Origin of the sequence: Larkinella knui, assembly GCF_003858645.1 — a bacterium.
In the GTDB taxonomy this organism is placed as follows: Bacteria; Bacteroidota; Bacteroidia; order Cytophagales; family Spirosomataceae; genus Larkinella; species Larkinella knui.
The window spans coordinates 1,192,471-1,207,622 of sequence record NZ_RQJP01000002.1; the positions used below are offsets into that span (position 1 = coordinate 1,192,471).

Annotated in this window: 11 protein-coding genes; 5 read left to right on the forward strand and 6 right to left on the reverse strand. The window is 51.2% G+C overall.

Annotation, left to right across the window (positions count from 1 at the left end; all coding sequences use genetic code 11):
- Positions 1-47: 47 nt before the first annotated feature.
- Positions 48-1,046, forward strand: coding sequence for a pyruvate dehydrogenase complex E1 component subunit beta (locus EHT87_RS13735; protein WP_262707751.1), 999 nt, complete (start codon positions 48-50; stop codon positions 1,044-1,046).
- A 66-nt stretch (positions 1,047-1,112) separates the two neighbouring features.
- On the opposite strand, the gene EHT87_RS13740 is transcribed toward EHT87_RS13735, so the two are convergent.
- Positions 1,113-2,645 (reverse strand): SusD/RagB family nutrient-binding outer membrane lipoprotein, encoded by a 1,533-nt coding sequence (locus EHT87_RS13740; protein WP_124907178.1) that lies wholly within the window; start codon positions 2,643-2,645, stop codon positions 1,113-1,115.
- Between the two features lie 102 nt (positions 2,646-2,747).
- A complete protein-coding gene (locus EHT87_RS13745) occupies positions 2,748-5,927 on the reverse strand; it encodes a SusC/RagA family TonB-linked outer membrane protein (RefSeq protein WP_124907179.1) in 3,180 nt (1,059 codons plus the stop codon).
- 386 nt (positions 5,928-6,313) lie between these two features.
- Here EHT87_RS13745 and EHT87_RS13750 point away from each other — a divergent pair, with 386 nt between their 5' ends.
- On the forward strand, positions 6,314-7,465 hold the full coding sequence (locus EHT87_RS13750; protein ID WP_124907180.1) for a sigma-54-dependent transcriptional regulator: 1,152 nt from the start codon (positions 6,314-6,316) through the stop codon (positions 7,463-7,465).
- 58 nt (positions 7,466-7,523) lie between these two features.
- On the opposite strand, the gene EHT87_RS13755 is transcribed toward EHT87_RS13750, so the two are convergent.
- Positions 7,524-8,639, reverse strand: a complete 1,116-nt coding sequence (locus EHT87_RS13755) for an acyl transferase (protein ID WP_124907181.1) — start codon at positions 8,637-8,639, stop codon at positions 7,524-7,526.
- 50 nt (positions 8,640-8,689) lie between these two features.
- On the opposite strand from EHT87_RS13755, the gene EHT87_RS13760 reads away from it, so the two are divergent.
- Positions 8,690-9,214: a hypothetical protein gene (locus EHT87_RS13760; protein WP_124907182.1), complete on the forward strand. Its 525-nt coding sequence runs from the start codon at positions 8,690-8,692 to the stop codon at positions 9,212-9,214.
- 38 nt (positions 9,215-9,252) lie between these two features.
- On the opposite strand, the gene EHT87_RS13765 is transcribed toward EHT87_RS13760, so the two are convergent.
- A complete protein-coding gene (locus tag EHT87_RS13765; protein ID WP_124907183.1) occupies positions 9,253-10,491 on the reverse strand; it encodes a sensor histidine kinase in 1,239 nt (412 codons plus the stop codon).
- Positions 10,492-10,815: 324 nt separating this feature from the next.
- On the opposite strand from EHT87_RS13765, the gene hemA reads away from it, so the two are divergent.
- On the forward strand, positions 10,816-12,129 hold the full coding sequence (gene hemA / locus EHT87_RS13770) for a glutamyl-tRNA reductase (RefSeq protein ID WP_124907184.1): 1,314 nt from the start codon (positions 10,816-10,818) through the stop codon (positions 12,127-12,129).
- 169 nt (positions 12,130-12,298) lie between these two features.
- Positions 12,299-12,916 carry a DUF4230 domain-containing protein gene (locus EHT87_RS13775; RefSeq protein ID WP_124907185.1) on the forward strand — a complete coding sequence of 206 codons (618 nt, stop codon included), beginning with the start codon at positions 12,299-12,301 and terminating at the stop codon, positions 12,914-12,916.
- Here EHT87_RS13775 and eutC read toward each other — a convergent pair.
- The gene (gene eutC / locus EHT87_RS13780; protein WP_124907186.1) at positions 12,913-13,677 is read right to left on the reverse strand and encodes an ethanolamine ammonia-lyase subunit EutC; all 765 of its coding nucleotides are present in this window, start codon (positions 13,675-13,677) and stop codon (positions 12,913-12,915) included. The two genes, EHT87_RS13775 and eutC, sit on opposite strands and share 4 nt — an antisense overlap.
- Complete coding sequence (locus EHT87_RS13785; RefSeq protein ID WP_124907187.1) at positions 13,674-15,053, reverse strand: ethanolamine ammonia-lyase subunit EutB; 1,380 nt, start codon at positions 15,051-15,053, stop codon at positions 13,674-13,676. The genes eutC and EHT87_RS13785 overlap by 4 nt, the downstream gene beginning before the upstream one ends.
- Positions 15,054-15,152: the final 99 nt, after the last annotated feature.

Sequence of the window (15,152 nt, forward strand, 5' to 3'; positions counted from 1 at the left end):
GTTTTAGCCCGTTTTCCCTATTTTTGACCGTTTAATACAGGCAGACAATAACTAACTCACACACGATGAGAGAAATACAATTCCGCGAAGCCCTTCGCGAAGCCATGGTAGAAGAAATGCGCCGGGACGAGAAGGTCTTCCTGATGGGCGAAGAAGTGGCTGAATACAATGGTGCTTATAAAGTGAGTCAGGGTATGCTCGACGAGTTTGGCCCGGAGCGCGTCATCGATACGCCCATTGCTGAATTGGGTTTTGCCGGTATTGGGGTCGGCGCGGCCATGAACGGTTTGCGGCCCATTATCGAATTCATGACGTTTAACTTTTCCCTGGTTGCCATTGACCAGATCATCAACGGTTCGGCCAAAATCATGTCGATGTCGGGTGGTCAATATTCCAACCCGATCGTGTTTCGCGGCCCCACGGGAAATGCCGGGATGCTATCGTCGCAGCACTCCCAAAACTTCGAAAACTGGTTTGCCAATACGTCGGGTTTGAAAGTGGTGGTTCCTTCCAATCCGTATGATGCCAAGGGATTACTGAAATCGGCAATTCGCGACAACGACCCGGTTATTTTCATGGAATCGGAACTGATGTACGGCGACAAAGGCCAGGTGCCGGAAGAAGAATATCTGATTCCGATTGGCAAAGCCGACATCAAGCGCGAAGGCAACGACGTAACGATCGTGTCGTTCGGAAAATTCATGAAAGTGGCGCTGCAAGCTGCGGACGAACTGGCCGAAAAAGGCATTTCGGCCGAGGTGATCGACCTGCGTTCCGTTCGTCCGATCGACTACGCCACGATCATCAATTCCGTCAAGAAAACCAACCGCTGCGTGGTGGTCGAAGAAGCCTGGCCGCTGGCCGCTATTTCGTCGGAACTGACGTACAACATTCAGCGCAACGCGTTCGATTACCTGGATGCGCCGGTGATTCGGGTGAATAGCCTGGATTTGCCGCTGCCGTATGCGCCCACGCTGATCGAGGTGATTCTGCCGAACGTCAAACGCACGCTGGATGCGGTCGATGCGGTAATGTATAAGAAATAATTTTACCCCATCTGGACACAAAAAAACCGGAAGTTCCCTTCCGGTTTTTTTGTTGACTGTCTATTTCTACTGCTTATCCCACCAAACCCGGCTATCCTGATTATCAGGTCCTTGCCGGGAAAGTGCCTCTGCCTGGTTGATTTTATTAACCGATAGTTCGGAATCCGGATAGGTGATGCGGTTGATGAAGCTCCCCTTGATTTCCTTTCCGGGATACGGATTGGGCGTCAGCTTCGGAAAACCGCTCCGCCGGAAATTAGCGAATGCCTCCGGGCCGTTCAGCAACGACGCCACCCAGTATTGGGTATTAATCAATTCCAGACCATTGGCAGCTGTATACGGGTGTTTCTGCAGATAAGTGGTAATGGCAGCTGCCGGAACCGCCGAATTGGCATCCGCATCGCCTAACTGTTGCATGTGAGCTGTTATTCCGGCCGCATAGAAATCAGCGGCACTGCCCGTAATCCAGCCACGTTGGGCGGCTTCAGCCAGCAACAAATTGGTCTGGGCAGCCGTCACCATAAAAGTAGGCGCGTCCAGCTTGCCCAGGCGCGTACGATCCAACTGGGAATAATCGTAGAAACTCGCCAGTTTGTCGGCCAGAGCCTGCGCCGGAATCGTACCGTTGTCGAAACCCATCGGCATACCGATTTGTACGGCCGGGTCGCGGTTGGCTTTGGCGGCCGTTTGCTCGGCACCGCTTTTGGCTCCCACATACCGGACGGCAATCGACGCCAGCCGGGGATCTTCGTTGGTCGTGAGGTAGTTCACAAAATACCGGGTGAGGTAGAGATTGGCGGCCTCCGTCGAATTGAGCATGGTTCCCACCGGGTTCTGGTAATTGGCATTGTTCCGGATGAGTCCGTTGTCGGCATTGGTCGTGATAACACCGCCCGCAACCGCTTTTACCGCCGTGGCCTGCGCCAGCGTCGGATTCACTTTCGTGAGCCGCATTCCAGCCCGCAGCAGCACGGAATAACCGAATTTTTTCCATTTTGGAATATTTCCCCCGTAAACGATGTCGCCGGCTTCAGTGGGCTTGGCGGCATCCAGAGCCGCCGTTGCTTCCGTCAATTCCTTGATAATGTCATCATAAATACTTTGCTGGGTGTCGTATTTAGGCGTCACGTTGGCCCCCAGAAAACCCAGACCCGCTTCTTTATACGGAATATCGCCGTACGTATCGGTCAGTACCATGAAGGCGTAGGCTTTCCAGATGCGGGCCATGTGGTAGAGATTCGTCCGGTTGGGGTCATCTTTGGTTTTGGCAATCACATCCACCAGATACCGGATGACATCCCGGTAATACCGCTGCCAGATTCCCGTGTTCGGACCCGTGGGCCCCCGGTTGTCGACGTTGAAGTTCCCACCCGCCAGAACCCCGGAGTTGGGCGAAAAAATCTGCTGCACGATGGGATGCTCAAATACCATCGTCGATCCGGGGAAGGTGGTGTTGATCATCGCATTATTGAACGTGAAAAGCGGATTGAGCGCGGTGGCAGCGGTGGGGTTGATGTTAATTTCATCGAATCCCTTCTCGCAACCGCTCACGGTGAGCAACATCAAAATGAGCGGTATATAAATGACTAATTTTTTCATGATTTTTTGGTTTTCGGTTTTCGGTTTTCAGTTTACGGTGGCTGACGCGTTCAAAGCGTGCGGTAGCCACCGTAAACTGAAAACCGAAAACCATAAACAATTTTAGAATCTGACATTTAAATTAAAGCCAACACTGCGGGTGGTGGGCAATCCCGTCGACTCCAGACCGACCAGGTTGTCGGAGCTGAAACCAAATTGTTCAGGATCGATATTGGGCACCCACGTTTTCAGCATGAGAACGTTATTGGCTACGGCATTCAAACGAATTCCCTTGATAAACAGCCGCGAAGGCAGGAATTTCGTAAAATCATAGCCAATCGAGACCTGGCGTAGTTTCCAGAAACCGGCATCATAAATGACCTGCTCACCCAGGCTTTTGGAACGACCAACCGAGTAGTAGTCCTGCACGAACGCCCGGACGGTATTGGCCTCGCCTTTTTCGTTGACGCCCACGCCCACCATCTTGTTGTCGGCTTCGCCCCGACCCACCAGGGTTTCTTTTTGCAAACCGTGCCGGAATGCATTGAGGTTGGTACCCGAAATCATCTTGCCGCCCAGCTTGAAGTCGATCAGGAAAGACAGATTCAGGCCTCTGTAGGTAAACGAGTTCGTAATACCGCCCATGTATTTGGGTAGTGCCGACCCAAAAGAAATCGGCGAGGGCGTCCGGACCGGAAGTCCATCACCACCGTGAACGATCCGGCCCTGCGCATCCCGCTGATACCCAAACGTATACAATTGAGCCAGCGGTTGCCCCACCACATGACGGAGGTCACCGACGTAGATTCCGTTTCCAACCACAATCTGCTCACCGGGAACGTCGGTGAGCAACCGGAGCAGTTTGGTCTGGTTATACGAACCGTTCAGAGTGATATCCCAGGAGAAATTTTTCGCACGGAACGGCGATAAATTGAGCAGAACTTCGAAGCCCCGATTCCGGCTCTGGCCGCTGTTGATCAGCGTGTTGGTATAACCCGACGCATCCGAAGACTGAGCCGCTACGATCTGGTCAGAGGTGATTTTGTTGTAAACGGCCACATCCAGCCCCACCCGGTTATTAAACAGTTTCAGTTCCAGACCCACCTCGGTTTCGGCCGTCCGGCTGGGTTTCAGCGTCGCACTCGGCACGGTATTCGAGGTGATGTTCCCAACCGGCTGACCAAGTCCGGCCGGATTCGGAAACAGGTTCGCGGCAACGCTGTAAAACAGGTTATTGGAATACGGTGCCACGTCGCCATCGCTGCCCACTTCGGCATAAGCGGCCCGAAGTTTACCAAAATTCAACCAGCCGGGCAGGTTATCGAAGGCCTGCGAAAAGACGAAGCTACCCGTAATGGACGGATACAAAACACTGCGGTTGCCCGGAGCCAGCGTCGAGAACCAGTCATTGCGTGCCGTTACGTTCAGATACAGAAAATTGTTGAACGAAAATTCGGCGGCCCCATACAGCGAGTTCACTTTCCGTTCGGTCAAACTATACGTCGGATCTTTCACGCGCCCATTTTGGGGAATGTACAACCCCCGAACGATGAAGTCCGTCACCAGAACACTGTTCAGATCGCTCCGGCGGTACAGTTGATTACCACCCGCGGTTATGTCAATCCCGAATTTACCAAACGTGCGGTTGGCGCCAATCAAAAAATCCGTATTCAGCTCGCGGAAACGGCGGGCTTCCTGCACGTAATTACCGTTGACAAATCCCGCCGGTGCGGCTGCCAGCGAAGCCTGGCCCGTGGGGAAGTTGTAGTCCTGATCGCGCGCCCAGAAATCCTGCCCGACCCGAACCTGTGCATACAGCCAGTCGGTAAAATTGTAGCGGGCCGTCAAGTTGCCAAACAGACGATCCCGACGAATGTTTTCGAACTTCTGACTCATGACAAAATACGGATTGGTCCGGTTTTGAAACCGCGACCAGAGAAATTCGTTGCCCGTAGCCGGATTGATCTGGTTGGCTTCCAGCACGTCGAGCGGCATGGAATTCGCCAGAGTGTAGATGACCGTCGGGGTGCTATTATCCTGTTGGGCAATCTGGGGCGGGTTTTTATTGAGCTCGTTGGAGTAATTGATGGTTCCGGTTACCGTCAGTTTGGGCGAGAGGTTGTAGCTAAAACCCAGATTAATGGTTTTGCGGTTAAAGCTGTTGTTGGGCGTAATGCCTTTATTATCCGTGTTGGAAACCGACAGGTTAAAACCGCCCTTGTCACTGCCTGAAGACAAGGAAACGGAGTTGGTCCAGGTCGAGCCGGTGCGGTAGAATCCCTTGATCCGGTTGCGAACGGGCTGGTAGGGCACCGTTACACCACCGAAAAGCACCTGCGTCATACCCGGCTGAAATTTCTCACCAAAACTCCAGACGCCCGAAGTCGGATTGGGAGCCGTTGGCCGAACGCCATATTCGCCCTGGCCATATTCGTATTGATAGTCGGTAAAGTCTAAGGGCGAATCGGATGTGAAGTTGGTATTATACACCACGCCGATGCCCTGGCCGCTGCCTTTGGTTTTGGTGGTGATCATGATAACGCCGTCTTTCGCCCGCGATCCGTAGAGAGCCGCAGCCGTTCCGCCTTTCAATACCGTCATGCCTTCGATGTCGTCCGGATTGATGGATGACAAACCATCCCCGCCATCGGAATAATTGGAGCCGCGGTTGGCAATGGCGCCATCGCTACCGGTATTTCCGTTATTCTGGCCAAAATTGGTATTGTCGATAGGCACCCCGTTGACAACGATGAGGGGGTTATTCTGTCCGGAAAATGACGACTGGCCCCGAATCCGGATCTTGCTCGTCCCGGCGGCTCCGGTGCCTAGACTCGTAATGTTCACGCCGGCGATTTTCCCCTGCAAAGCGTTCACGAAATTAACCGTACGGTTGGTTGTAATTTGCTCAGACGAGACGCTGGCCGTTGCGTAACCCAGGCGTTTGGCTTCTTTTTTGATGCCAAGGGCCGTTACCACTACTTCATTGAGGCTTTGCGACCCTTCTTCGAGCGTGACGTTCAGGGCGGTCTGGTTGCCGATCGCTACTTCCCGCCCCTGAAAACCGATGGAACTGAAAACCAGCGTCGCGTTGGCGGGCGCATTGAGGGCAAACTTGCCACTGGCATCGGTGGTGGTTCCCAGGGTTGAATTTTTGATTAAAACAGAGACCCCGGCAATGGGTTGTTGGTCTTTACCGGAAAGCACGGTTCCGGAAACCCGTCGGTCTTGTGCCTGAACGCCCGCAAACAGCAAGGTGCCGAACCATAGCGTTAGCACGCTACGTAGGAAGGTAGAGTAATGCATAGAAATTCGTTTTAATAAAGATGGTAAAAAGAATAAACTGGTCACTTTAAAGAATACACTGAAAAAAGAGCCAAATTATCGCTTGTCCTAAATTGCAGTATCTTTTAGGATATTGCAAGGCATTTTTTAGATATTTTCTACCTTAAAATTTAAAATTTAATTTTATTTATTCCCATAATTCAATATTATGTTCGGTAATTCAGGGATCGTTCAGCGTAACATCCGGATCAAAATCCGTTTTTAGAAATGTTGCCCGGTTCGCTTAAAAAAAAACCCATAACCTTGCTTATTGAAATCTCTTTCTATTACTTTCCATTAAAGTTCAGAGGAGTAGGCATTATTTCCCGGACAAGTGACCAGGTTAGTTTTTTAAGTAACATTGATTTATGGCGAGATTAATCATCATTGATGATGAAAAAAGCATCCGGGATGCGCTACGCGACATTCTGGAATACGAAGGTTATGAAGTCGATGAAGCGAAGGATGGAGAAGAAGGGCTGGAATTGATCAAACAGAATAGCTATGATGTAGCGCTTTGCGACATTAAAATGCCTAAGATGGATGGTCTTGAGCTACTTCTGAAAGCGGCAGACGTTGGGAAAGGAACCCAATTCATTATGATTTCAGCCTACGGCAATGTCGAAAACGCCGTGGAAGCGACCAAACGGGGAGCCTTCGACTTTATCATTAAACCTCCCGATTTGAATCGCCTGCTGGTGACGGTGCGCAACGCCATCGAAAAGGCCAAACTGGTGATCGAAACCAAAACTCTCAAAAGACGGATTTACAAACTCAACGAGATCGTCGGTGATTCCGACGCCATCCGGCGGGTAAAAGACACCATCGATCGCGTTGCTCCCACCGAAGCCCGCGTTCTGATTACGGGTGCCAATGGGTCCGGGAAAGAGATGGTTGCCAAGCAAATTCATGAAAAAGGAAGCCGGGCCTCCATGCCACTGGTTGAAGTAAATTGCGCGGCAATTCCGAGTGAATTGATTGAAAGTGAATTGTTTGGCCACGAAAAAGGTGCCTTTACCGGTGCTTCCAGCAAACGCGTCGGCAAGTTTGAGCAAGCGGATGGCGGAACCCTTTTTCTGGATGAAATTGGCGATATGAGCCTGTCTGCTCAGGCAAAAGTGCTAAGGGCTTTGCAGGAAAGCAAAATTACCCGCGTTGGCGGTGACAAGGAAATAAAAATAAATGTCCGGGTCATTGCGGCAACCAACAAGGATCTGCGCCGGGAAATTCAGGAAGGAATGTTTCGCGAAGACTTGTTCCATCGGTTGAGCGTTATTCGCATTCACGTTCCCCCCCTGGCCGACCGACGTGAAGATATCTCCCTGCTCGCCGATAAATTTCTGCACGACATTGCGGAAGAGTACGGTGCGCAGCCCAAAGAAATTACGCCGGATGCGATGACCTACCTACAATCCCTGGCCTGGACCGGTAATGTGCGTGAACTCCGCAACGTGGTCGAACGGCTGGTGATCCTGTGTGGCGACGAAATTAACCGGAACGATGTAGAAATGTACGCCTGATGGCTGGTCGGGATTTCAATTCCGCTTCTTTTCCGGTATCAGAATCGGATTACCGCCATTAAACGACCATCAGATTACACCCCCGAATATCCGAATTATCGAAACGCCCGATGACCCGAAACCCGTCGGGCGTTTCTTTTTCGTATTGCCCCAAGTCCTGCGTCTCGATAAAGCTGCAGGAATCCAGATTGGCCAGATCGATGACATTGATTCCACCCGTCAAACGCGCTGGCTGAGCCGAGGGCTCGTTCCCGGAAAATGGGTAGATATAAAATGGATCGTTCACATCACGGAGCAGAATACGCAAAGTTGGTGACATTCGGAAAACGCCGTCGCCGGTCGAATAAGCCTGCGACAGCAACTCGGTCATCCCGTATTCGGAATGAACAGCCGGAACGCCTAACCGGCTCATCAGCAGCTCATGTACTTCTTCACGGAGCAGCTCCTGCCGCCGTCCTTTCATGCCCCCGGTTTCCATAAGAATCAGTTGCGGCACTTTGCCCAGAAAAGCCAGGTCAATACCGGATTCCGCCCAGTCGAGCAGCGCAAAGGTGACGCCAATAAGCAGTAGTTTGCGGTTTGGGTCCGGATTAGCAGCCAGGTCGCGGAGCCGGGCGGTTAGTTCGGCGGTATTGTGCAGAAAAAAACCCGATAAATCCGAGTTCGATTTCTGAATAAACCGCTGAACCATATACACTAACGAAGAGTTATTTCGTTCAAGATAGGAAGGCAGCAAGGCCAGAATATGGAAGCGATCGAGCGGTCCGTAGATCTGTTCAAACGTTTGCTGGCTGATGGTGTCGTACAAATCCGGATCCGGAACAGAATGACGACTGGCTACGGCCCCCGTCGTACCGCTACTCTCGAAAGTCAATAGCCCTTCGGCAGGCGGTTTTTCGTCATCAGCCGTTGGCGTCAGAATCGAATGGTGCTTGAAAAAAGCGATCGGGAGAAACGGAATTTGCTCGATGGTTCGTATCTTTTCAGGCTGGATTCTCAGGTGTTTCAGATACGTACTGTAAATGGGATTGAACTGGGCCTGGTACCGAAATACGGCCAGGGCGACCGGCTCAAACTCCGAACGGTCGGTCGATTGTAGGCGGATGATGCGGTTCCGGAGTTCCTGACGAGTGCTTGAAGGTGACAAACTGACTGAAAAAATAGGCTTATTCATGTAAAGTAAGCCTGATACATACAAATTGGTAACACTAGTTTATTAACACGATGTCTACGCGATTTATTCGACAGGGCCTGTTTTTTTTCGGATTTTCAGCCCTGGTCATTGGGTGCATTGAGGCTCCTGATTTTGATAATACGCCCCAAATCAGTTCTCCAACGGTCACCTCTTACCCGGCATTCGACGATTTCTCGCAGATCCCAAAAGATTCGGTCGTTATTTCGGTTCGGTTTCAGGATGGCGACGGCAATCTGGGTTTATCGGTGGAAGATCGGACCAAAGATTCGGCAAGCTACCGTGAGTGGGGAAATTATGAGTTAAAAACGTACCGGTTTGTCAATGGCAAATTTGAATTCGTCAATCTGGCCATTCTTAACAAACTGTTCTTTCCGCGCCTGAAACCGGATGACAAGAACAGCCCGCTGGAAGGCAAGCTGGATTTTTCCCAAAGCTTTCTGCGTTCGCGCAACACCAAGATGACGCCGGTTAAATTTGCCATTCGCATCCGTGATCGTAGTCTCAAAGTGAGCAATGTTGTGGAAACGGATACCATCTCCGTTCCCTTGAACTGATTGTAAAAACCTTCACAAAAAGTGCGTAAAGGCGGCCTTTACGCACTTTTTATTGTTTTCTCTCCTTCCGGTACCGGTTCCTGACTCACCACACTTTCTCTCAGCAAAATCCGGAACGTAGTTCCTTTGCCCACTTCAGAGCTTTTAACAAACAACCTTCCGTTGTGATACTCTTCAATAATCCGTTTCGCCAGGGTTAGGCCCAGCCCCCAGCCCCGTTTTTTTGTGCTATAGCCGGGGTTAAACACTTGCTGTAAATTCGATTTGCCAATGCCCTTGCCCGTATCGGTGATATCAATGGCGATTTCGTTGCGGGGAAGCGGCAGGATCCGGATGGTTAGCTTACCGACGCCTTTCATGGCATCGACGGCATTTTTACAGATATTTTCGATCACCCATTCAAAGAGCAACTTATTGATCATCACCTGCTTGCCTTCCGGAATCAGGCTTTCAACTTTCATTGTAACTTTTGTGGAAATCCGTTTTTCCAGATAGGCCACAAAGTGCTGGACGGTTTCGGCCAGGTCTTCGTTTTTCAGCGTCGGAATGGAGCCAATGCTGGAAAACCGGGAGGCAATGGTTTCCAGCCGGTTGACATCCTTCTCAATCTCATCGGCAATGGATTGGTCGATTGCCGGGTCGGAACGGAAATATTCTACCCACGCCATCAACGACGACAGGGGCGTGCCCAACTGGTGAGCGGTTTCTTTCGCCAAACCCACCCAAACCCGGTTTTGCTCTGCCCGTCGCGCCGAACTGAAAGCCAGATAAGCCAGAAAACCGAGTGCAATCATGACCGCCAGCTGGACGTACGGAAAAAAACGCAGTTGCATGAGCAAGGTTGAGTTGTGATAATAAATATAGCCCCGCTGCTTGTTAGCCATCTCCACCACAATGGCCTGGTGTTCTTTTTTCATTTCCGCCAACTCTTCCTCCAGACTACTATTTATTTCCTCGTCGGAGGTTCCCGGCGGGAAAGTAAAGTTGTGAACGGAAATCTTGTTGGTCTCGTCCACGTAAATGGTAGGGACCTGATTTTTTGCATTTATGAAAATAATCTCATTCGTAATGAAAGTCATGTCTTCATTGGACTTTTCATCGTAGACATGAATCAGTGCCTTTGCATACAAACGGACATAATTCTCCTCCCGCTCTTCCAACCGCTCGACTAACCGATTGGTATACAGCAATGAAGCCGTACCAACCAGCAGCAAATTCAGGGCAACGACAATCTTCAGCGTATTCCGCTGACCATAAATATCCAAAGACTTCAGCATAAACTTCGATTTGAAGCAACCCAACCCCGGTTTTCCGCGTATCGACTGAAAAGTATCATTTTATTGGCTGATCATCATCATCAAACCCGAACCGGGCACAATAGTAACTTAGCAGCTGATTTACGTCATAACGCTTAATTTCTGCAATTCAATGTCCTTATTTCCCGTCTCACCCGAATAATATTGCAAATAGGATATAAAGAAGAGAACTTTGCAATAGTTTATAGAGGTTCTAAATAAGTAGCTAGTAAACTGAATCTCGATGAACAGTGTTTTCTGTAAGAGAATTGTATCGTATTTTTGGGTATATTTTGAAAAGTAGCAATGCACGATTTCTTTCAATCAATTAGCCTTTCGCATAAAACCGCCCCCCTGGCTGTTCGGGAGCTAATTGCATTAAATGAAGACGAATCCAGGCAGTTTCTGATTAAACTCCGCGAGTTTTTCGGGGCCTCAGAATCGCTCGTTATTTCTACCTGCAACCGGACGGAGGTTTATTATTCCTCACCACAGAACCTGAACCGGGAAATTGCCCGTTTGCTGCTCACCGAAAAAGGAATCACCTCCACGGATGAGTACCTGCCCTATTTCCAGTTCTTTGATACCCAGGCAGCTGCCGTTCGGCATTTGTTCGAGGTCTGTACCGGTTTGCACTCGCAGGTGGTGGGTGATATGCAGATTCCGAATCAGGTCAAGCAAGCGTATCAGTGGTCGGCGGACCTCGACATGGCGGGGCCTTTCCTACACCGGCTCATGCACACCATTTTCTTCACCAACAAACGCGTTGCGCAGGAAACCAGTTTCCGCGACGGAGCCGCTTCCGTTTCCTATGCCGCCGTTGAACTGATCGAAGAACTGGTTGGGGCCAACGGATGCCCTTACAGCGCCGGACAGGGCCCGACTTCGCCTTCAGTGCTGGTAATTGGTTTGGGTGAAATTGGCGCTGATATTTGCGAAAATTTAGCCGCCCGAAAACTAAACCGGATTACGCTCTGCAACCGCACCCGCTCAAAAGCCGATGCGCTGGCGCAGAAACACGCCTTCCGGGTTGCCGACTTTGCCAATCTGACCGAAGAAATTGCCAAAGCCGATGTGATCATCGCATCCGTTCTGGTTGAAAAACCGCTCATCACGCCTGAGTTACTGTCAGGTTTGAACTCCCTGACGTTCAAATATTTCATTGATTTATCCGTTCCCCGGAGCATCGATACGAACATTGAGCAAATTCCGGGCATCCTTCTTTATAACATCGACCACATCCGAAACCGGGCCGATGAGGCACTGAGCCGCCGGATGGCGTCCATTCCACACGTTGAATCCATCATCGATCAGTCCATTGCCGATTTTAACGACTGGTCGCGGGAAATGATCGTGTCGCCCACGATCAACAAATTCAAAAATGCACTGGAACAGATTCGGAAAGAAGAAATTGCCCGTCATTTGAAAAATATGACGGCTGAAGAATCCGAAAAAGTGGATAAGATTACCCGCAGCATCATGCAAAAAATCATGAAAGCACCGGTATTACAACTCAAAGCCGCCTGCAAGCGTGGAGAAGCCGATACGCTGATCGATGTCTTAACGGATTTATTCGATTTGGAAAAGCAACCGGCTGATTCATCCCAGAATTTTCACTAACCTATGATGAAGTTGCCTGAAATCCCAAACTAAGCAATTGGTTTGGGATTTTTCGTTTATAAAATATCGGTTTACGGTTTTCAGTTTACGGTTTACAGTGGCTGACGCGTTAGCCCACATGCGTCAGCCACTGTAAACCGTAAACTGAAAACCGTAAACCCTTCTTTCCATGACTCGTTTTATCAATTCGCTGCTCCGTCTGTTTCTCATCGTCCTGCTGGTTGTTGGCCTGATTGTTTTCTGGGAGCAACTACGCGGCTGGTCGGTTTTCAGTGGGTTGACAAAAAAGGAAACTACCATCCAAACCGTTGTTTTACAGGAAGTAACCGAATTGGGAAAACTGGAGTTGGTTCAATACCGCTTTAAAGACATCGTTGAACATCAGTCCGTGCGGCAATGGTTACCCAATCCAAAAGCGGTACTGATTGTGGAAGGAGAAGCCATCGGTTGTCTGGATTTGACCAAAATAACCGCAGAAGACATTACGTCCCAGGGCGATAGCCTGATTGTTCACTTGCCCGATCCGGAACTCTGCTCGTATAAAATCAACCACGATCGCTCGCGGGTTTTTAATACGGAATACGCTTTTTTTGAGGAAGCCCAACTGGTCAATGAAGCCTACCAACGGGCCGAAATCCAAATCCGGCAATCGGCGCTGAACAGCGGTATTCTGGCGCAAACCCGCCAGAACGCCGACAAAATCCTTAAACCGATGCTGGAACGCATTTCCGGCAAAAAAGTATTTCTGACGACCCGGATGAAGGCCACCCTGCAACCACTCCGCTAGGGCGTCAATAGATTATCGTCAAATTCGTCCTTCAACTGAACACCCGACAACCGCCGTGCTTTCATTTCGGTGAGCAGATAGAGCAACTTCTGTACGGCGGCTTCGTACGGAAAGCCTTCGGGCCGGATGTTGGAAATGCAATTGCGCGATTCGTCGGTCAAACCGGGTTGCGGGCGGAACGTCAGGTAGGCCCCCAGGCTGTCGGGCGACGTCAGGCCGGGCCGTTCACCAATCAGCACCACCACCATGTCGGCTTTCAGCGCGTGCGCGATTTCATCGCCAATGGCCACGCGGCCCTGTTCCACCAGACACAACGGCGCCAGTGACCAGCCCAGTTTCGAAACTTCTTCGCCCAACCGTGAAACCACCGTCACCGCATGCCGATTGATGGCCGTTGCCGACAAGCCATCGGCTATAACAATGCAGAGATCGAAACCGGTCAGGTCTTCGAAACCGGTCAGACTCTCTCGGCTTTTTTCAGCCAGTTTTCGACCGTAATCCGGCCGTTGAAGGTACTGCTGGCGGTTTTCGGCCCGGCTGTGAAGTAACAAAACCGGTTGATGAACAGCCTGCAATCGCTCCAGCAACTCATCCCGTTCCAGCTCCGAATAAACCGCATCCCGGGCGCGGGCGTGGTCGAGCTGAAAATCCAGGAGCGCGCGGGTGGGCAGGCTGTGGCCCGTCCGTCCGCGGGCGATGCGGGCGGAGGTGTGGTTTTGCAGGAAAATCCACGGATCGGGTTGGTCGGGCAAAGGAGTCATAAACCGGCAGCTTGCAGTAAACGATGCGTTGTTGTAACCGGCATGAGCTTTCCGTCGGCACTCATCAGTTCCATCCGGAGAAGCCACGCTTCAAACTCCGGCGCGGGGCGCAGTCGGCACAGATCACGCAGATACAGCGCATCGTGAAACGACGTACTCTGGTAATGCAACATCACGTCGTCGGCTCCCGGAATGCCCATGATAAAATTGACACCCGCCACACCGAGCAAGGTCAGCAGCGTGTCCATGTCATCCTGATCGGCTTCGGCGTGGTTCGTATAACAGATGTCAACACCCATCGGCAGTCCGAGCAACTTCCCGCAACAATGGTCTTCCAGGCCGGCGCGGATAATCTGTTTTCCATTGTATAAATACTCCGGCCCGATAAAACCGACTACCGTATTGACTAACAACGGCTCAAAAAGGCGGGCGACGGCATAGGCCCGAACCTCGCAGGTTTGTTGATCGACGCCGTGGTGGGCATTGGCCGACAAAGCACTCCCCTGTCCGGTTTCAAAATACATCACATTCTGGCCAACCGTGCCCCGTTGCAGGGCGCGGGTAGCGTCAAATCCTTCCCGAAGGAGGGCGATATCGATCCCAAAAGAAGCATTGACAGCTTCGGTACCGCCGATGGATTGAAACATCAGATCGACCGGCGCGCCCTGTTCAATGGCCTGAAGTGTGGTAGTGATGTGACTCAGGACACACGTTTGCGTCGGAATCTCGAACCGCTGCCGGATCTGGTCCATCATGTCCAGCAGCCGAACGACCGTCCGAACATGGTCAGTAGCCGGATTGATGCCAATAACCGCATCGCCACTGCCGTAAAATAGCCCATCGACCATGCTGGCCGCCACGCCCCGGAAGTCGTCGGTTGGGTGATTGGGTTGCAAACGGGTCGAAAACCGGCCTTTCAATCCGATGGTATTCCGAAACCGGGTAACGACTTCACACTTTGCCGAAACCGTGATCAAATCCTGGTTCCGCATCAGTTTGCTGACGGCCGCTACCATTTCCGGCGTAAAGCCCGGTTGTAGCCGGGTAAGGGTTGGGGTATCGACTTCGTCCGACAGCAGGTAATTCCGCAAATCGCCGACCGTCAGGTGGCTGATGGGCGCAAAAGCCGCGGTATTGTGCGTATCCTGAATCAACCGGGTTATTTCATCGGTTTCGTAAGGGATAACCGCTTCGTTCAGGAACGTCGTCAGCGGCACATCCGCCAGCGCCATCTGGGCGGCAACGCGTTCCTCGGCGGTTTCGGCCGCAACGCCCGCCAGTTGGTCGCCCGACCGCAACGGCGTAGCTTTTGCCAGCAACGTTTTCAGGTCGTCGAAGCGGTAGGTCAGGTTTCGAACAGCAGAACGATAGGCCATAGTGGTAACAAATTCGAAAAGAATGGTACGAAAATCAGTGAATAAAGCCCACAGGGATCAAAAATGGAATCTACTAACAAGCACGGATAACCCCAAGTA